Genomic DNA, 17,716 nt, shown 5'->3' on the forward strand with positions numbered 1-17,716 from the left:
TCATTTTTCAATCGCTCTGAGTTTGAGTTGATCGTAGGCGTCGATGCGACGGTCGCGAAAGAAGGGCCAGATTTGGCGATGTTCGCGAAGTTGTTTTAGGTCGAGATCGGCAAAAAGGATTTCTTCTTCATTTGAACTAGCTTGGGCAAGTGTTTGACCATAAAAATCTGAGATGAAAGATTGACCCCAAAACTGAATGGGTTCTTCAATGCCGACACGATTGACAGCGGCGTAGTAACAGCCGTTGGCAACTGCGTGTCCCAGTTGAACTTGTGTCCAAGAATGAGCTTGTTGAGCTCCGTGTTCTTCTTTTTCGTCGGGCAGCCAGCCAATAGCAGTTGGAACAAGAATGATTTCGGCGCCGGCTAAGCATGCGAGGCGGGCTGTCTCGGGGAACCATTGATCCCAGCAGATGATGAGTGATATTTTACCGAATTGGGTTTCGAAGACGGGGACGCCTAAATTGCCGGGAGTGAAGTAGAATTTTTCTTCAAAATAAGGATCTTGGGGGATGTGTAATTTTCGGTATTTACCTAGGTAAGTCCCATCGGCATCAATTATCACTGAAGTGTTGTAGTAGACTCCGTTGAGAGCTTCTTCAAAGAATGAGAGTGCGAGTACGACGCCATGGTTTTTAGCGCATTGTTGAAAGTCTGCTAAGAGTTCTTGGTCAATTTTTTGTGCGTATTGAAAGTGTTCGGTATTTTGCTCACGACAAAAGTAGTTGCTCAAGAAAAGTTCTTGCGTACAAATGATGTTGGCTCCACTTTTCGCGGCATCCGCAATGAGTTTGAGGTGCTGTTTTTTGTTGGCTTCGGGTGAGCCGTAGTCGCGACTTTGGAGGAGGGCTAATTTAGGCATGGTCAAGTTTGTTTAGCAGCGCAGTTTTGGGCCAGTTTCGATGGTGATGCTTTCTTTGTCTCTGACGCGATCTGTGAGTTCAGTGATGAGTTCTTGGGAAGGGAGGAAAAAGCAGCCTTCAACTTGGCCTTCAAATTCGTAAGCTTCAGTGCAAGGAGTGAGTTCTTTTTTTTCATCAAGGATTAAGTAGACAGATCCGTTAAAATCAGGTTCGCTTGCGGAGATCGTTTCGCTGGATTCAAGACGTTCTTTTGATGAGTCCGAGACGTCAATACATTCGCTTTTTATGGCAAATGGCGCAATTGCCTCTTCGAATTCTGAGCTGCTTTCTGTGAGGGTGATAAAATCGGCAGAAAAACTCGGCATCAGTTGTGAGGGCATTTGTCCGCTGCTGAGTTCAGACCATGTGTAGCGATCAAAGGCAATATAAGCTTGTTTGGTGTCGAGTTTGGCGAGTGCGTCGGCAAAGGCTGGGATATCATCCGTTGCTAATTTCCAGAGGCTGAGTTTTGGGGCGTAAAAATTTTGAAATTGTTGGTCTTGCTGAGTCATATTAAAAAAGTGTTGAGTTACTTAATAAAAGAGTTTGTCTTACATATTATAGGGGTTTGCAAAAAAGTCCTTTTAGATTAACGTATTCACTAGTTTTTTAAACCTGTATTACGCAAGGGGGTTTCTTAACCCCCTTTTTGTATGGTTAGATTTATGAATAATTGAATGTTAGGAATTGGAATATGAATAGTGAACTTGTTGCAATGGTTGAATACCTTGAGCAGGAAAAAGCCATCGATAAGGCAATCCTTTTCGACCTCATTGAAGATGCAATGGCATCGGTCTACGAGAAAGAGGTTGGTGAAGAATCAGAGATCAAGGTTGAGATTAATCGCCGTACGGGTGATGTGACAATTATTGCTGATGTAGTTATCGCTGAAGAAGTTTTTGACAAGCGTCATGAAATTGACTTGGCTTCAGCTCAAAAAGAATACGGTGATGAAGTAGCTATTGGCGACACAGTCAAGTGGACGCTTCAGCAAGATCAAATGAGCCGCATTGCAGCTCAGAATACACGTCAAGCAATTATGCAACGCCTTCGTACTTTCGAAAAAGAGCGCGTTGTTGAAGAGTATTCAGATATGGTTGGTGAACTTATCTCAGGTACAGTTCGTCACTTTGAAAAGAACGAGCTTATTGTTGACTTCGGTCGTGCCCAAGGTGGCTTAGGTAAAATGGATCGCGTACCTCGCGAACGTTTTGATAATGGCGACCACATCACAGCACTTCTTAAAGAGATTGATGAACGCAAATCGGGTCCAAGTATTGTTCTTTCTAGAACGGACGCGAAACTTGTAACTAAGCTTTTTGAACGCGAAGTGACAGAGATCACAAATGGTCTTGTAGAAATCAAAGCTGTAGCACGTAAGGCGGGTTTCCGTACTAAGATTGCTGTAGCTTCAGATTCACTTGATCCAGTAGGTGCCTGTATCGGTATCCGCGGTTCACGAGTAAAAACGATCTGCCAAGAACTCAACAACGAAAAGCTCGATATCATCGGTTACAGCGAAGATGAAGAAGAGTACGTTCGTGAAGCTTTCAAACCTAATCCAATTGAAGAAGTTGAGATCGACCAAGATGGCCGCCTCATTAAACTTCTCGTAAGCGAAGAATCCTACAAGTCAATTGTGGGTCGTGATGGTGAAAATATTCGCCTTACAGAAGAGCTTATGGACTGGGATATCGAAGTGGAAAAATATGTTTACGATACAGAGATTACTTTTGACGAACATATCCAAGAAGCTTATCAGACAATGATGAAGCTCCCCAATATGGATGAAGGCAAAGCACGCATGATGATTGATGGCGGCTACCTTTCACTCGAGGGCGTTTCTGAAGCGTCGACAGATGATTTGGTTGAAGCTGGAATTGAAGCTGACCACGCCACTGAAATTATAGAATACGCAAAATCAAGACTCCAATAGGAGGTTTAAGTAATTATGGCAAATCAAAGACAAAGACCCCAAGGCGGTCGCCCAGGCGGCGGTCGTAGAGGCGCAACTCGTAAGAAAGGCGGAAAAGTTACGCTTAAAAAGACTGAGGTCATTTTAGACGAAAAATGTGTATTGGCGATTGCTCGTCGCTTACACTTAGCTCCAGAAAGTGTTCTTAACTTTTTAGCTGACCAAGGTTTTGACGACCTGACTTTAGAATCAATTCTCGAAGATGATTACATCGAAATCGTAGAAGAGCACAAAGATGAAATGGAGCATCGCGATCCGAACGAGATCCACATGAAGCCCCCATTCATCGTTAAAGATGTTGCAGAAGCTATTGGTGAAAAACCAAACGTGGTTGTGAGTGAGCTCATGAAAATGCGCGTTTTCGCTTCTATCACGCAGTCAATTGCTGCAGACAAATGTGAAGCACTCCTTAAATCACGAGGCTTAAAACTCGTTGCTGACAAGAGAGAGAAAAAAGAAGAATCAAAGCCAGTTGTTAAGCTCTCTGAGCCTGAGCAACCAGAAGATAAAGAAGCTGATCGCGTTGCACGTCCTCCAATAGTGGCGGTGATGGGTCACGTTGACCACGGTAAAACTTCGCTCCTCGATGCTCTTAGAGACACGAACGTTGTAGCTGGTGAAGCTGGCGCAATTACTCAGCACACAGGTGCGAGTATGGTTGAGCGCAAAGGCATGAAAGTGACGTTTCTCGATACACCTGGTCACTCAGCTTTCTCTGCTATGAGACAGCGCGGTGCCGATGTCACTGATATTTGTATCTTGATCGTTGCGGCCGATGATGGCGTTAACGCTCAGACAAAAGAAGCTTTAAAAATCATTATGGATTCTGAACGTCCATTGATTATTGCGATTAATAAAATGGACTTGCCAACGGCTAATCCAGATCGCGTTTTCACTGAATTACAGAACCTCGGTATTCTTACAGAAGAATGGGGTGGTGATTATGGTGTCGTTAAAATTTCTGCAAAAACGGGCGATGGCCTCGATGAACTCATCGAGCGTATTCACTTAGAATCAGAACTTAACGAGCTCCAAGGTAATCCACGTCTTCCAGGAAGTTTTGTGGTTGTTGAATCTGAGCTTGAACAGGGTATGGGTGCAACGGCGAATGTCGTTATTAAAAATGGTACACTTAAGCCAGGCGATGCTGTTATCTGTGGGGAGTTCTATGGTAAAGTGAAAGCTTTGGTTGACAGCAACGGTAAAAGACTCAAAAAAGCAGGGCCATCTGACGCGGTGAAACTTCTCGGTCTTAATGGACCTCCTGAAGTTGGAGCAAAAGGTCTAACTTGTAAGAATGAACGTGAAGCTAAGGTTTTTGCTGATGAACGTGTACACGCACTACGTCAAGAAAAGCTCGTTAAGCCGCGTGTTACTTCTCTCGAAGATCTGCTTAGTCAAGTTAACGAAGAAGAGAAAAAAGTTTATAAAGTACTCATTAAATCTGATACTCGTGGTACGGGTGAAGCTATTGAGTCTGAGCTTAGAGCGATTGAATCTGAAAAGATTAATCTCGAAGTGATTACAAATGCTGTTGGTTCAATTAGTAATGCCGACGTTCAGCAAGCTTCTGCTGCAGGCGCTGAAATTATTGGTTTCCACTCACGTGTAAATCCTGGCATCAATAAAGTTGCGAAGCAAGTAAATGTTGAGATCAAACTTTACTCACTGATTTATGAACTCATTGACGAAGCTCGCGAATGCATGACGGGTCTCCTCGATAAGACTCACAAAGAACAAGCCGTTGGTAAAGCTGAGATTCTTCAAGTATTCTTGGCTCACCAAGGTAAGATTTGTGGTTCAGTTGTTCGTGATGGCAAAGTGAAGCTCGGTGCGCACTGTCGTGTACATCGCGGTGAAGACCTCATTTATACTGGTACAATCAAATCTTTACGTCGTTTCCGTGACAACGTAAAAGAAGTTGCTAATGGTGTTGAATGCGGTATCCTTCTGGATAACTTCAACGACTTTGAAGTCGGTGACCAGATCGAAGTATTTGATTACGTCGAAGTGGCTGACACACTTTAACTAATTTGACTGCCGTAGCTTTTGTTGCGGCAGTTTTTATTTAAGGATTGAAAATGAGAATTTTACTATTCAGCCTGATGCTGTTTTCATTGATTTCGTGCTCGACTGATATTCATAATTATGAAGAAAAGAAGTTGTCGTCGACGCTACAGAATATGTTTCCTGATGGGGTGACTTATGCAGATGGTGATGAAGTTGATTTGCGCGTTTTACAAGATAAAACCTTAGCGCTTTATTTTACCTCCAGTAATAATCCACAGTCACCTGAGTTTGAAAGCTTACTTAGAGATATGGCTATAAAATACGACTATCGTTTAAGCGTGGTCGTTGTGAATTCAGGTCCAGATTATGAGGAGTTTGCCGAATATATGGACAAGTATGGCTCTGATTTTTTTATTGTATCAGATAAGCGCAGTAAAACATTGACTTCTAAGTATAAAATTGTGAAGACTCCGACGCTTATTATTTATGGGATGAATGGAGAGTTAATTGAAGAAGATGGTGTGGAATCACTCGTTAATAACTATCCAAGAATTGTACCTGATTGGGAATGATGATGAAATTATTTAAACTCTTAGTGTTAGCTCTGTTTATTGTTGGCTGCCAAAGTTCAGATAGCTCAAAAGAGACTCAAGCTGAAATGACTCCAGTGCCGAATAAGCCCTCCAAGCCATATAGTCATCCAGTTGTTAAAATCACTAGCTCTAAAGGTGTAATGATTGCTGAGCTTTATGAAGACAAATCACCAAATACGGTAGCGAACTTTGTGAGTTTAACTGAAAGTGGTTTTTATAACGATATGCATTTTCACCGTGTTATTCGTGGTTTTATGGCTCAGGGTGGATGTCCTTATTCTCGCAGTAATGACAAGACACGAAAACGTCCAGGGACTGGTGGTCCAGGTTATAGTTTCAATAACGAAACACACCCCCAGTTGCGCCATTCGCAAAAAGGGATTCTATCCATGGCGAATTCGGGCCCACATACCAATGGCAGTCAGTTTTTCATTCTCTTCAAAGAGTCGAGTTTTTTAAACGGGAGCTATAATGTGTTTGGTCGGGTTATTGAAGGTTTAGATGTTTTAGATAAAATTGAAGCAATTGGTGCCCAGCGTGATGGCTTCCCACTCAAAGAAAAAGTGACTTTTTCAGTTGAGTTGCTACAAAAAAATGATCACCTCTACAAAGTAAAAAAGAACTAAAAGTAAGAAAAAATTAAGGAAGAGATTATGTCCAATCCTCGCGTTAAAATCATTACCGACAAGGGTACAATGATCGCTGAGCTTTTCGAAGATAAAGCTCCAAATACAGTTGCTAACATGATTGAGTTAGCTGAATCTGGGTTCTATAAAGATTTACGTTTCCATCGCATATTGAAGGGCTTTATGGCTCAGGGTGGATGCCCAAATACGAAGAAAGATGCAGAATCTGGTTCGCCTGGTACTGGTGGTCCTGGTTACACATTTGATAATGAGCATCACCCAGAAGCTAAGCACGACGCACGTGGTATTCTTTCTATGGCTAATGCTGGACCTAATACGAATGGCAGTCAGTTCTTCGTTTGCTTTGGTGCAACGCCATTCTTAGATGGTGGCTACAGTGTGTTTGGTCAAGTCGTTGAAGGTCTCGAAGTGATCGATGCTCTCGAAGCAGTTGGTTCTGCTCAGGATCCGATCCCACCATCAGAAAAAGTTTACTTCTCAATTGAAGTTGAATCCAAAGGCGATAAAGACTACAAAGTTAGCAAAAACGGCTAAATGGATCAAAGTAGTCTTGAAGTTCGCAAGTTACGCGAAGTTAAACAAGCTAAGTCAGGTGACTCACTCAAAAAACGTTTGATCACCCAGTTTGTCAAGCTTAGCGGTATTGGCTCAAAAGGGCTTAAAAATGCTCTCGATCTTCAAGTTCGCAATTATAATTGGCGCTTTCCTAATCTTCCCAAAGAAGTAGAAGGAATGCGCCTTTTGCATTTAAGCGACACACACTTAGACGGGGTGCCAGGTCTCCTCGAAAATCTTCTTCAAAAGTTGGATGAACTCGAATATGACTTAGTAGTTTGGACGGGCGATTTTCGCTATGACAAGGGAGATTTTGATGCTCAGGTACTTGAGCCAACCTTCATATTAGCAAAGTACTTATTAAAGCGTAGTCGAGTTTTGGCCGTGCCAGGCAATCACGATTGCACACAAACTTTGCAGAGTTTAGAAACTTTAGGCATCGAAGTTCTATTGAATTCCGGAATGGAGTATAAGTCCGGCTTTTATATTGCTGGGGTCGACGACCCACATTATTATCGGACCGATGATTTAAGTTTATCCTTGAAGGATAGGAAAGGGGAGGACTTCACCCTCCTTCTCGCACATAGTCCTGAGATCGTTCATGAAGCGGGAAACAGGGAAATAGATTTTTATTTGTGTGGTCATACACATGGTGGGCAAGTTTGCTTTCCATACTTGGGGCACATTTATTGGGGAGCCCGCTGTGCGCGAAAGTACGCCAGTGGCAAGTTTGAATATGCTAAGATGCAGGGTTACACTCATCGAGGTACGGGGTCTTCGAATTCTCCCATTCGTTTTAATTGTCCCCCAGAAATAGTTATTCATCAATTAGGAGGATGAAATGAAGTTATTATTTAATATTTATATTTTGCTGTTTAGTGTCGTTAATGCCGCGGAAATCGAATCGCTTTTTAAAGATCCCAATACGGCAACACTAGCGTCGTCTCAGTTTGTTGATAGCAATAAAGATTTTGTCTGGAAAGGAGATAACAAGCGAGTCGCCATTTCTAAAAGCTCTAGTGTAATGGGGTATAATGCTTATGAATCCTTGGCCTATTTTACTGCAAAGGGGAAGTTAGTACGATTGGATAGCTGGATCTATAACAAAGGTGATCAAGGGGAGAAAAGTAGTGATGAATTCGAGAAAATTTATAAAGATTTATTGAATAAGTTAAGTGCCCATTTTGGGGTAAAGCCAAAAAGGTTTGCCAAAGACGGAGCCACCCGAGGCTTAGCTTACAGTTTTATGATCACTCAAAAATACGAAGTCCGTTTGCTTATAGGCCACGACAAAAAGAAAAAGCCGAGTTATCTAAGCTTGGTTATGAGAAACTATGCCACTAGTGATCGTGTGAATTCCGAAACAAAGACCAAAGCTTTTATAAAAAAGACTTCGACGGGGGATGTGTATATTGATATGATCCCGATGATTGATCAGGGTGAAAAAGGTTATTGTGTTCCTGCAACTTTAACGAGAATTGGTCAGCATTATGGTGTGGATGTGAGTATGCATGAGCTCGCTATGGTGGCTCATTCAAGTAGTGAGGGTGGCACGAGTCTAAGGCAAGCGATGGATGCGGTTAAAAAAGGTAGAATTGCGCTGAGTATTCGAGATATCAAAGTCAATTATTATGATCAAATCCCCTACAGGGTGACAGCAAATGAGGTGAAAGCGTGGGCACGTGAGATCGAAGACAAAAATCGCGATATGGCTCGATTTGAAAAAGAAGTTATCAAACGGATAGATCGCGGTCGAATGATTGCTTGGTCGATGATGGCGGGCGCCTTTCCTGAAAAAGGAGTCCTAGAAGGCAAAATGGGTGGACATATGCGTATGATCATAGGTTACAATTCAAAGACTCGCGAGATCCTTTATTCTGATTCCTGGGGGAAAGGGCACGAAATTAAACGCTGGCCCCTAAAGTATGCTTATCTAGTGACAACACGTCTCTATGATGTAGTTCCTAAGTGATTCTGAGTAAAAGATAGCTATAAATCCATTTTTTCACCTTAGAAATTATGGACTTCAAAATTAGCAGGCTTAAATTTGAGTATCATATTATTTATTTTAGGAGTTTGTCTATGAAGAAGTTTTTGCCAATTTTTAGTTTGGCTGTTGTCCTACTACAATCATGTAGTTCACAATACAGCGAATGGGAAAAGCCCTTACCGGAAGGTGAAATTGTTCCTGGTGTAGAGTTAACACCTGACCCCATTGAGCGTGCCAACCGCGTGAGTTATTACGTAGATGATAAGTTGATGAACTACATTATTGAACCAGCTTCGGACGGTTATCGTTATGTTGTGCCAGAAACTGGACGAACTGGTATTAACAATTTCTTTGATAATATTCTCTTCCCTAGAAACTTTATCAATAACCTCCTCCAAGCTGATTGGGATGGTTTAGGTAGGACTACTGACCGCTTTATTCTTAATACAACTATTGGTATTCTTGGTTTCCGTGATGTTGCTGCAGACAAATATAATCTAAAAGCGGCGAAACAAGACACAGGTAAGACTTTTGCTAAATGGGGATGGGAAAATAATTTCTATCTTTATATACCCCTCTTAGGTCCAAGTTCAGATCGTGATTTAGTTGGTAAAGTAGGTGACTATTTTATGAACCCACTCAATTACGATAAAGACGCAAAGATACTCAATTACTTCTTGATCTTTAACCGAGCGACTTTCTTTACGGATGCCTACCGCGCTTTAAATGAAACTCAGTACGACCCTTATGACTTACGTCGTTTGATCTACTCTGTGACGCGTCGTTACAATACAGATCCAATCAGTTTCCAAGGTGAAGATTCACCTGCAACACAAACTTTAAGAGCTGTTTACTTGCAGCCACGTGAAAAAGATTTTGAAGACTGGAAAGAAGAAGGTGAGCTTCAGGTAGCCAGCACTGGCGAAACCATTAATTATAACTACTGGTTACAAAATAAACCAGCGCCACTCATGTACGTGATTCCAGGTCTTGGCTCACATAGAAGTTCTGGTCAGCCAATGTTCCTCGCAGAGATGGCTTACATGAAGGGTTATAATGTTGTGACTTTCTCGAATCTCATGAATTTTGAGCCAGTGCTCAAATCTAAAGAAGGTACGTACCCTGGATATACACCAAAAGATGTTAAGAATATCAAAAAGTTCATGTCAGCAATTGATGCGGATCTTGAAAAGAATTACGTAGGTCAATTTGGTGATAGATCTGTTATGGGTGTATCGCTCGGGGCATACTACCTGCTCAACTTAGCCGCAAGTGAAACCGAAGAAGATGCTTTAAAATTCAATAAATATATTGCGATTGATTCTCCGCTAGATCTTCTTTATGGTCTTAAACAACTCGACAAATCATATAATGCACCGCTTGCTCTAGAGACACAAGAAGAGAGAGAAAGATTTGTTCTTGGTACTCTAACAAAAGTCGCTGCGATCCTCGCAAATGGCCAAAAAATAGAACACAATCAAAATATGCCATTTACAGATGCTGAAGCCAACTATTTAATAGGTTTAAGTTTCCGCAAAACACTTCGTGATATGCTCTTTATTAGTGCCTACCAAGAAGAAATCATGGCCAATAATGAGTTCACACCAAAGAATGGTCTCTACGATACACTAAGTCAGTACTCATGGGAAGATTATTATAAGAATTTTGTTATGCCTAAATTATTAGAGACAGGCTTAAGTGAAGAGCAAGTTGCTAAAGATGTAAGCCTCAAGTCACTCACAGATAAGCTTAAAGCTAATGATCGCATTTTTGTGTTTACTAACAAAAACGATTTCTTAAATGAAGCAGGAAGTGATGAGTGGGTAAAATCAACTTTTGGTGACCGCGCAAAAGTATTTGAAGATGGTGGTCACTTAGGTGATCTTATCACAGATAAAGTGAGATCTGAAATTGTTGAAGTTTTAGAAAAATAATTCTCACATAAAGATTAAAAAAAGCCCTTTCGAGGGCTTTTTTTATGTCTGGATCAAATTCAAAGGAGGTACAAAAGTAAAAGTGTCTTCCAAAATTATTGCTAATTACTTTCCAAGGAACTTTATTAAAATACGGGTTTAAATAAAGGGCACTTTTATGGGTTTATTACAAAGATTAGGTGAGTCAATTGCCGGTTATTTGGCTCGTGAAAGACCGAGGGGTATGTATGTGGCGACCTCTAACCCTGAGTTGCTCAAGAAAAATCTAAAACCAGGTGATGTCCTCTTAGTGGAAGGGAGTAGTCGCTTTAGCTCAGCTATTAAGTATATCACACAGTCCACATGGTCTCATTCAGCGATCTATGTGGGTGATTGTGGCCTAGAAGCTGAAGGTGAAGAGAAGGCGGTTCTTATTGAAGCGGACGTTGTTGAAGGTGTACGAGCTGTGCCCATTAGTCAATACACTTCTTTTCATACACGGATCTGCCGTCCTGTAGGTATTACTCCTGATGAATTAAAAGATCTAATCCAGTTTCTAATTGATCGTTTAGGTTATCAGTACGATTTGAAGAATATATTTGATTTAGCCAGATATTTTCTGCATCCACCACCCATTCCAACAAAGTGGCGTCGCCAATTATTAGCACTTGGTAGTGGAGATCCCACACGAGCCATTTGTTCTTCTTTAATTGCGATGGCTTTTCAGTCAGTTAAATATCCCATCTTGCCAGAGCGGTTACAACCATGTGAGGAAGATGATGAATGTCGTGAGCTCTATCACATACGGCATCATAGCCTCTTTGCGCCACGGGACTTTGATGTTTCACCATATTTTGAAATAGTTAAGCCAACGATATATCAAGATTTTGATCCGCATCAATTACTTTGGGCAACTGACGAAGAGTTGCGTAAGATGGAATTGCGTTTTTAGGGTTGGATGAAGTTTTTGAAGCCTTTGAGTTCGAGGTGTTGCTTAATTTCAATCTTGAGTTGCTTGTTGACCTGATGGCTTTTGAGTGAATTTATAATCTTTTCTTTAACTTTTTCAAAAGCTAATAGTTTAGCATCAACTTTACTTGTGGGTTTGCAAAGAAGTGGGCCTATTGGACTGTTAATCATATAGATTTGATGTATTTGAGCATCTCCTCTCATGACAGCGAAATCTGATTCGTGGAGTTTAGTTTCACTGATAAATTGTTCTGGTAAGGGCGTAAAGGAGATCCCCTTCTGTTGTAAAATTTTCTCAAAACTCAAGCCTTGCGCTAATAAACGGTTAATCGACTGAACGTCAGAAGAAGTAAGGGCGTTTTCGATTTTATATGAATTAAACTTTAAACCAGCTGCTTGAGTGAAAGTGTTTTTATTCTCATGGTAATAAAGCATGGCTTCAGCTTCACCAATGAGATAGTTTTTGAACAATTTTTTTCGGTAGTTTTGGACGCTTTGTTTTTCGTAAATGATCCTAATGATTTCTTCTTTGCTGAGGTTTAAAACACTTAATTCTTCAATGAGTTTAGAGAGGCTTAAGCGATTGGAATAAGCATCATAAAATTTCCGTGCTTCATCCATATCAGCTGCGCAGCCTGCATTTCTACTGAGCTCATAAAGAGCTTTAAAAGAGAAGTATTGCTCCAAGGAATTACGGATAAAGCTTTTGACGGTTTGAGCATCGCTAGGAGCACCGACATAATAGGCGAGATATTGTTTAATGATTTGTAAACTCTGATTTTTGTCATACTGAATGTCATCGTATTGAATACATACTTGAGGAAGCAGGGAGGTGTTTAGTTCTTCTAGAGTAACTTTTTTGACTTGGCTTGTAAGACTGAGCTTGATTACGCAGAGGAAGCTCAAAAATAGGAATTTACTTAGTTTGGTCATGAAATGAAATTAGACAAATTGAGGTATTTCCGGCTCTGGGATAAGGCTTAGTAATTTGTGGACTAAATCATCTTCACTCATGCGAGTCGCTTGAGCTTTGAAGCTTGGTGAAATACGGTGTCGTAATACCGGGATGGCACATTTTTTGATATCGTCACAAGTTGTGAAACTTCGGCCTTCCATAGCGGCAAAAGCCTTAGCACCTCGAATGAGGTATTGGCCCGCACGTGGACCGGCACCATATTCGATGAGTTCATTGAGCTCCTCAGGACAGTCTTTCGTTCCAGGGCGGGTAGCTCGGGTGAGAGCTGTGACATAGGAAATGACGAGGGGTGAGGTTTCGACTCGTTCAATAGCTTTCCTGAAGCGAATGATATCGCTGGCCTGAAAGATTTGCTTAAGGTGAACAGAACTAGGTGAACAAGTCCGACGTAAGATTTCTTCTTCTTCAGTTGGACTTGGATAATCAATATTGATATTGAACATAAAGCGGTCGAGTTGAGCCTCTGGAAGGATATAAGTTCCCTCTTGTTCTACCGGATTTCGCGTAGCCATCACAATGAAAGGCGATGGCAATTGGAGAGTTTTTTCACCGACTGTCACTTGCTTCTCTTGCATGGCCTCAAGTAATGCCGCTTGAGTTTTTGGCGGCGTTCGGTTGATTTCATCCGCTAAAAGTAGCTGTGTAAAAATAGGACCTTTAACAAATTTGAAGGAACGTCTGCCTTGTTCATCTTCATCGAGAATAGTTGTGCCGGTGATATCAGTAGGCATGAGATCGGGAGTGAACTGAATGCGTTTAAAGTCGAGATTAAGAACTTTAGAGATAGAATTGACTGTGATTGTTTTGGCTAAGCCAGGAACACCCGTTAGTAGACAGTGGCCCCCACCGAAGATACCTGCTAAGATTTGCGCAACAACATCGTCTTGGCCCACAATAATTTTCTTGATTTCATTGCGCAAAATGGGAATGCGATTCGAGAAGTCAGTCAAAGTATTTTTAATATCTGAACCGCTGATAAATCGAACGAGAATGTCACCGATAAGAAATGTGTCTTGATCTTCGATTTTAATTTGTTTGTGTTTATTACCGTGGACTTTAATGCCATTGGTACTGTCACAGTCCGAGAGTGTTAATTCACCGCTTCTGAGGTCGAGGGAAGCATGGATTTTGGAAATCGAAGGGTGAGGGATACAGATGTCGGTGCTGGTGTCACGACCAATAAACTGAATGCCTTCATTGAGTGGGACTGTCAGGCCTGGTTCAGGACCTTCAATAATTATTAAATGAGCGCTCATTATATCTCCATCGAACTTTGCTTCATAAGTGATTCACGTACTTTGACGCTCCGTTGGATAAATTCCAGTAATTTCTGATCCTTTGGATCTTTCACTTGTTCACTAAATACTTTAAACAGTTCATTTAGTTTATGCTTGTAGCAATAGAGTGCCATATTGAGTTTTTTTCTTTTGTTAGCAGGGAGGCTAGAGATGAATAGGTCTGCGAGTTGTTCCGCATTAAAAAATGTGTAAGAAGCTTGTGAACCATCATCTAAATCAAAGCCGAACGGCGTAACTTTTTTTACCGTTTTGTACTGGGGGAAATGACGCGCTAAAAAAGTTGTAGATTTTGCTAAATCCTGCTGCTTAATGGTGTCATAGAAAAGCTGATATTCCGCTTTTGCGTACAGTTGCTCACAACGTAAAAGGTGTAGTAAATCTTGGTTTTCAACTTTGTCTTCGGATTCCTTGGCGAGATCGTGAATCGCCCTTAAGTTTTTTAAAGGTTTGAGCAAGCGATTTTGATATTCTTCATTAATATTTTTGAGGATGGGTAATTCCTGTTCAACAAAAACTTTTTTCTTGAGGTCTCTCTTCTTATTCTGAATCTTTTTGAAGGATATCGAACCTAAATAATTATCGAATTCACGCTTTTTATTGTGTTCTGGATAATGTTTGTCGATGTTAGCAATGATTTTCTCGGCGCGATCATAGTCCTCGTTTTCCATCGAACGTTGAAGCTCTTGCAGGGCTTTAGTGAAAATTTGACTTAATGAGTTTTCCAATTCAAAAGTGAAATTTTGAAAATCGGCATCGTTTTTGTAAAAGAGACGAGAAAGTTGCTGACGTTTTTTTGCGCGATCCGCAAAGCCCATTTCAGCAAGGTTAATAATCGCCTGCTGTTCATTTTTCAGAGCGCGCTCATCAAAGGCTTTCTTAGGAGTAACTTTCCTTTCCCTTTCTACTTGGAGGCTGATGGGGTCATAAATGTCTCCTAGCCAATCGCTATTAAAGAATTTATCTTTAAAAACAAATGCCAAGATGAATAAGGAAAGAAAAATAGAGAAAGAAATTTTCATAAGCTTTCTTTGTTTTTCTTTACGAATGAATTCCGTTTCAATATCTCTTAGAGTGAGTTGACAATTGAGTGGATCTTGTTTAATAGCGTTAAAGAGTTGTTGCAGGAGTGGGGAAAGTTTGTGTTGGATTTTGAACTCAACTGGTTTAGCTTTGCCACAGACTAGATAAAGGAAAAGGCGGTTTCTGAAATAGAAAAACTGTTCCTTTGAACTCAATTTCGAAGGAGGGCATATATCAAGTAAATCAGCATCATTTTTGTCGATGATCAATTGATGAATCGGGCAAGCACCAGGAGTGCGCAGCTTGATAAACGACTCGTGCCTATTTTTAATGAAGCGCAGAGCGGGAATAAGGGGGTTTAAGTTCTCATTTTTTTCGAGCTCTTCTTGGGTGCTTTCTAAAGTTTGAAAAATGAGTTCAAAATCCTGCGAGGAATGACTTTCTTGTGAAAAACCAAATTGTGGGATGAGCGCGCGACTATCCAGTTGCCTATAACAAATGATTGAGTATTTGTCATGACGGGCGTAAGCAGCATGATTGAGATAAAATGGACCTTTAGCTTTGGCAGATTTTTTAACTTTATCATCAAAGCGATCAAGCATGGCAGCATTAGCTTCGCTACGAATGTAGAGCTGTAACTCAAGATTCACCCCTTCGAGGTTTTTGACCAAGGCGACAAGGTGTTGGCTGCCCTCATCTAATATTTTTAAGAGCTGAAATTTATGGTGCTCTAAAATATATAAATGAGGACTATCTGGCATAGTTATTCCGACTTTTCTTAGGGGTAAAGGCGAACTTCGTTCCAGTTCACAGATGTGTCAGGGGTGAAGACCTGGCGTTCATGCAGGCGGAAGTCGCGTTTTTGCCAAAATTCGATTTTGCTCGGAACAATGCGGAAGCCCGACCAGAAATCTGGTCGTGGAACTTTGCTCGTCGCAAACTTTAAGCCATATTTGACGACCCGCTTTTTAAAATCCATTTTCTGTTCAATTTCAGTAGATTGTTTACTCGCCCAGGCACCGATTTGGCTTTGTTTGGCACGCGTGGCGAAATAAGCATCGGCTTCTTGGTCAGAAACTTGCTCCGCACGGCCTTCAACACGGATTTGCTTGGAGATATTATGCCACATGAAGTTGATGCAGACTTGGGGGTTATTTTGGATCTCGCGAGATTTTCTACTTGTTAAGTTGGTATAGAAAACGAAGCCTCTTTCATCAAAAGCTTTGAGCAAGACAACTCGTGAAGATGGGAAGCCATTTTCATTAACTGTAGAAAGCGTCATCGCAGTAGGTTCGGGGTGGCCTTTTTGAGTTGTGGCATCTAGATCTTTTTGAAAGCGTTCAATGAGTTCGCTAATGGGGATAGACATGGTGTTACCTTAAAAAATTATATACTATTACTATGCAAAGCTATGCTTCTTTTTGCCATGTCGCAAATTCTTTGGCGTGATAGCTAAGAATTATATCTGCACCAGCGCGCTTGAAAGACATCAAAGTTTCGCAAACAGAGCTACGGTAATCCAACCAACCCTTTTCAGCTGCCGCCTGTAACATAGCGTATTCACCTGACACATTATAGACCGCAATAGGGAGTTGTGAGCTTTGTGAGAGTGACTGAACCACATCTAAATAGGGGAGGCCCGGTTTAACCATGATCATATCAGCACCTTCGGCGGTGTCCAATTCGGCTTCTCGTAGAGCTTCACGTGTATTAGCAGGGTTCATTTGGTAAGTTTTTTTATCGCCTGCTTTTGGTGCTGAGTCGAGTGCGTCACGGAAAGGGCCATAAAAAGCTGAGGCATATTTTGCTGTGTACGCAAGAATACCAACATTCGCAAAGCCTGCTTGATCAAGGACGTCTCGAATCACCGCAACACGACCGTCCATCATGTCCGAGGGAGCAATAATGTCAGCGCCTGCTTCAGCTTGGGCAACGGCCATTTTGGCAAGTATGGGCAAAGTGATATCATTGATGATTTCACCGTTTTCCACAAAGCCGTCATGGCCATCTGAGCTATAAGGATCCATGGCAACGTCACAAATTGTCAGCATGTCAGGGCAGGTTTGCTTCACTGTTTGGATAGCGCGCTGAAATAAGCCTTGGGGATTAGTGGATTCAGTTGCGACTGAATCTTTCAGATCATCATTGATTGCGGGAAAGAGTGCCACGGCTTTAATTCCGAGTTCCCATAATTCAGCGACTTCAGCTGCTAATTTATCGAGAGAAAAACGATAGATATTTGGCATTGAAGGAACTTCAATTTTCTGACCTTCGCCTTCAATGACAAAGAGGGGCATGATGAGGTCGTCAACCGTGACTTGGTTTTCTTGAACTAAACTACGGATGGATGAGTTGACGCGGTTTCTACGCGGGCGTATGGGGAGCTTATAAGACATGATAAAATCCTAGATTTATTCGACGGGACGCAGGGTGACCCCTGCTTCATTTAAAAGTTGTGAAGATGTTGAGTCAATGCTATAACGTTGATGGAAAATGACTTCGTGTATTCCAGCATTAATAATCATTTTGGCACAGAGTAAACAGGGTGAGTATGTGGTGTAGATCGAGGCACCATTAATCGAAATGCCATGGCATGCGGCTTGAACGATAGAATTCTCCTCGGCATGACAGCAGAGGCATTCATCTAGGCCGTGTCCCGAAGCGACATCAGAGTTACAGCGTGGGCAACCACCATCATCACAGTTTTTCACGCCGCGTGGAGTGCCATTGTAGCCAGTTGAGATGACGCGTTTATCTTTGACGATGACGGCTGCAACATGACGGCGCGAGCAGCTGCTGCGTTCCGCAGCTACATGTGCGATATTCATGAAGTATTGATCCCAAGACGGGCGTTCTTTGTTGCTCATGT

The 17,716-nt window shown here is 41.6% G+C and carries 17 protein-coding genes; 9 read left to right on the top strand and 8 right to left on the bottom strand.

Annotation, left to right across the window (positions count from 1 at the left end; genetic code table 11):
- Window positions 1-861 (bottom strand): carbon-nitrogen hydrolase, encoded by an 861-nt coding sequence (locus tag LNTAR_RS09440; protein WP_007278462.1) that lies wholly within the window; start codon window positions 859-861, stop codon window positions 1-3.
- 12 nt (window positions 862-873) lie between these two features.
- Complete coding sequence (locus LNTAR_RS09445) at window positions 874-1,413, bottom strand: hypothetical protein (RefSeq protein WP_007278463.1); 540 nt, start codon at window positions 1,411-1,413, stop codon at window positions 874-876.
- 182 nt (window positions 1,414-1,595) lie between these two features.
- Here LNTAR_RS09445 and nusA point away from each other — a divergent pair, with 182 nt between their 5' ends.
- From nusA to LNTAR_RS09490, 9 genes are all read left to right on the top strand, one after another.
- Window positions 1,596-2,837 (top strand): transcription termination factor NusA, encoded by a 1,242-nt coding sequence (gene nusA, locus LNTAR_RS09450; RefSeq protein WP_007278464.1) that lies wholly within the window; start codon window positions 1,596-1,598, stop codon window positions 2,835-2,837.
- A gap of 15 nt (window positions 2,838-2,852) precedes the next feature.
- On the top strand, window positions 2,853-4,904 hold the full coding sequence (gene infB / locus LNTAR_RS09455) for a translation initiation factor IF-2 (protein WP_007278465.1): 2,052 nt from the start codon (window positions 2,853-2,855) through the stop codon (window positions 4,902-4,904).
- Between the two features lie 53 nt (window positions 4,905-4,957).
- Window positions 4,958-5,458 (top strand): thioredoxin family protein, encoded by a 501-nt coding sequence (locus LNTAR_RS09460; RefSeq protein ID WP_083800005.1) that lies wholly within the window; start codon window positions 4,958-4,960, stop codon window positions 5,456-5,458.
- Window positions 5,455-6,105 carry a peptidylprolyl isomerase gene (locus LNTAR_RS09465; RefSeq protein ID WP_007278467.1) on the top strand — a complete coding sequence of 217 codons (651 nt, stop codon included), beginning with the start codon at window positions 5,455-5,457 and terminating at the stop codon, window positions 6,103-6,105. The genes LNTAR_RS09460 and LNTAR_RS09465 overlap by 4 nt, the downstream gene beginning before the upstream one ends.
- Before the next feature lie 27 nt (window positions 6,106-6,132).
- Window positions 6,133-6,660, top strand: coding sequence for a peptidylprolyl isomerase (locus LNTAR_RS09470; RefSeq protein ID WP_007278468.1), 528 nt, complete (start codon window positions 6,133-6,135; stop codon window positions 6,658-6,660).
- On the top strand, window positions 6,661-7,521 hold the full coding sequence (locus LNTAR_RS09475) for a metallophosphoesterase (RefSeq protein WP_007278469.1): 861 nt from the start codon (window positions 6,661-6,663) through the stop codon (window positions 7,519-7,521). It abuts the gene before it with no gap.
- A 1-nt stretch (window position 7,522) separates the two neighbouring features.
- The gene (locus tag LNTAR_RS09480) at window positions 7,523-8,653 is read left to right on the top strand and encodes a C39 family peptidase (protein WP_007278470.1); all 1,131 of its coding nucleotides are present in this window, start codon (window positions 7,523-7,525) and stop codon (window positions 8,651-8,653) included.
- 110 nt (window positions 8,654-8,763) lie between these two features.
- Window positions 8,764-10,605, top strand: a complete 1,842-nt coding sequence (locus tag LNTAR_RS25495; RefSeq protein WP_007278471.1) for an MlaA family lipoprotein — start codon at window positions 8,764-8,766, stop codon at window positions 10,603-10,605.
- Window positions 10,606-10,762: 157 nt separating this feature from the next.
- A complete protein-coding gene (locus LNTAR_RS09490; RefSeq protein WP_007278472.1) occupies window positions 10,763-11,536 on the top strand; it encodes a YiiX/YebB-like N1pC/P60 family cysteine hydrolase in 774 nt (257 codons plus the stop codon).
- Here the strand turns inward: LNTAR_RS09490 and LNTAR_RS09495 are convergent.
- The 6 genes from LNTAR_RS09495 to LNTAR_RS09520 are packed head-to-tail and all read right to left on the bottom strand — an operon-like array spanning window position 11,533 to window position 17,714.
- Complete coding sequence (locus tag LNTAR_RS09495; RefSeq protein WP_007278473.1) at window positions 11,533-12,486, bottom strand: hypothetical protein; 954 nt, start codon at window positions 12,484-12,486, stop codon at window positions 11,533-11,535. The genes LNTAR_RS09490 and LNTAR_RS09495 overlap by 4 nt on opposite strands.
- A 9-nt stretch (window positions 12,487-12,495) precedes the next feature.
- Window positions 12,496-13,785: an AAA family ATPase gene (locus tag LNTAR_RS09500; RefSeq protein ID WP_007278474.1), complete on the bottom strand. Its 1,290-nt coding sequence runs from the start codon at window positions 13,783-13,785 to the stop codon at window positions 12,496-12,498.
- The gene (locus LNTAR_RS09505; RefSeq protein WP_007278475.1) at window positions 13,785-15,608 is read right to left on the bottom strand and encodes a hypothetical protein; all 1,824 of its coding nucleotides are present in this window, start codon (window positions 15,606-15,608) and stop codon (window positions 13,785-13,787) included. The genes LNTAR_RS09500 and LNTAR_RS09505 overlap by 1 nt, the downstream gene beginning before the upstream one ends.
- A gap of 17 nt (window positions 15,609-15,625) precedes the next feature.
- Window positions 15,626-16,216, bottom strand: a complete 591-nt coding sequence (gene pdxH, locus LNTAR_RS09510; RefSeq protein WP_007278476.1) for a pyridoxamine 5'-phosphate oxidase — start codon at window positions 16,214-16,216, stop codon at window positions 15,626-15,628.
- A 40-nt stretch (window positions 16,217-16,256) separates the two neighbouring features.
- A complete protein-coding gene (gene hemB / locus LNTAR_RS09515; RefSeq protein WP_007278477.1) occupies window positions 16,257-17,243 on the bottom strand; it encodes a porphobilinogen synthase in 987 nt (328 codons plus the stop codon).
- 15 nt (window positions 17,244-17,258) lie between these two features.
- A complete protein-coding gene (locus LNTAR_RS09520; protein ID WP_007278478.1) occupies window positions 17,259-17,714 on the bottom strand; it encodes a deoxycytidylate deaminase in 456 nt (151 codons plus the stop codon).
- Window positions 17,715-17,716 lie beyond the last annotated feature (2 nt).

Origin of the sequence: Lentisphaera araneosa HTCC2155 (assembly GCF_000170755.1) — a bacterium.
Lineage (GTDB): Bacteria > Verrucomicrobiota > Lentisphaeria > Lentisphaerales > Lentisphaeraceae > Lentisphaera > Lentisphaera araneosa.

Excerpts from the sequence above, each read along its gene's own strand:
- LNTAR_RS09440 (WP_007278462.1), bottom strand. The coding sequence starts at position 861 with ATGCCTAAATTAGCCCTCCTCCAAAGTCGCGACTACGGCTCACCCGAA.
- LNTAR_RS09445 (WP_007278463.1), bottom strand. The coding sequence starts at position 1,413 with ATGACTCAGCAAGACCAACAATTTCAAAATTTTTACGCCCCAAAACTC.
- nusA (WP_007278464.1), top strand. The coding sequence starts at position 1,596 with ATGAATAGTGAACTTGTTGCAATGGTTGAATACCTTGAGCAGGAAAAA.
- infB (WP_007278465.1), top strand. The coding sequence starts at position 2,853 with ATGGCAAATCAAAGACAAAGACCCCAAGGCGGTCGCCCAGGCGGCGGT.
- LNTAR_RS09460 (WP_083800005.1), top strand. The coding sequence starts at position 4,958 with ATGAGAATTTTACTATTCAGCCTGATGCTGTTTTCATTGATTTCGTGC.
- LNTAR_RS09465 (WP_007278467.1), top strand. The coding sequence starts at position 5,455 with ATGATGATGAAATTATTTAAACTCTTAGTGTTAGCTCTGTTTATTGTT.
- LNTAR_RS09470 (WP_007278468.1), top strand. The coding sequence starts at position 6,133 with ATGTCCAATCCTCGCGTTAAAATCATTACCGACAAGGGTACAATGATC.
- LNTAR_RS09475 (WP_007278469.1), top strand. The coding sequence starts at position 6,661 with ATGGATCAAAGTAGTCTTGAAGTTCGCAAGTTACGCGAAGTTAAACAA.
- LNTAR_RS09480 (WP_007278470.1), top strand. The coding sequence starts at position 7,523 with ATGAAGTTATTATTTAATATTTATATTTTGCTGTTTAGTGTCGTTAAT.
- LNTAR_RS25495 (WP_007278471.1), top strand. The coding sequence starts at position 8,764 with ATGAAGAAGTTTTTGCCAATTTTTAGTTTGGCTGTTGTCCTACTACAA.
- LNTAR_RS09490 (WP_007278472.1), top strand. The coding sequence starts at position 10,763 with ATGGGTTTATTACAAAGATTAGGTGAGTCAATTGCCGGTTATTTGGCT.
- LNTAR_RS09495 (WP_007278473.1), bottom strand. The coding sequence starts at position 12,486 with ATGACCAAACTAAGTAAATTCCTATTTTTGAGCTTCCTCTGCGTAATC.
- LNTAR_RS09500 (WP_007278474.1), bottom strand. The coding sequence starts at position 13,785 with ATGAGCGCTCATTTAATAATTATTGAAGGTCCTGAACCAGGCCTGACA.
- LNTAR_RS09505 (WP_007278475.1), bottom strand. The coding sequence starts at position 15,608 with ATGCCAGATAGTCCTCATTTATATATTTTAGAGCACCATAAATTTCAG.
- pdxH (WP_007278476.1), bottom strand. The coding sequence starts at position 16,216 with ATGTCTATCCCCATTAGCGAACTCATTGAACGCTTTCAAAAAGATCTA.
- hemB (WP_007278477.1), bottom strand. The coding sequence starts at position 17,243 with ATGTCTTATAAGCTCCCCATACGCCCGCGTAGAAACCGCGTCAACTCA.
- LNTAR_RS09520 (WP_007278478.1), bottom strand. The coding sequence starts at position 17,714 with ATGAGCAACAAAGAACGCCCGTCTTGGGATCAATACTTCATGAATATC.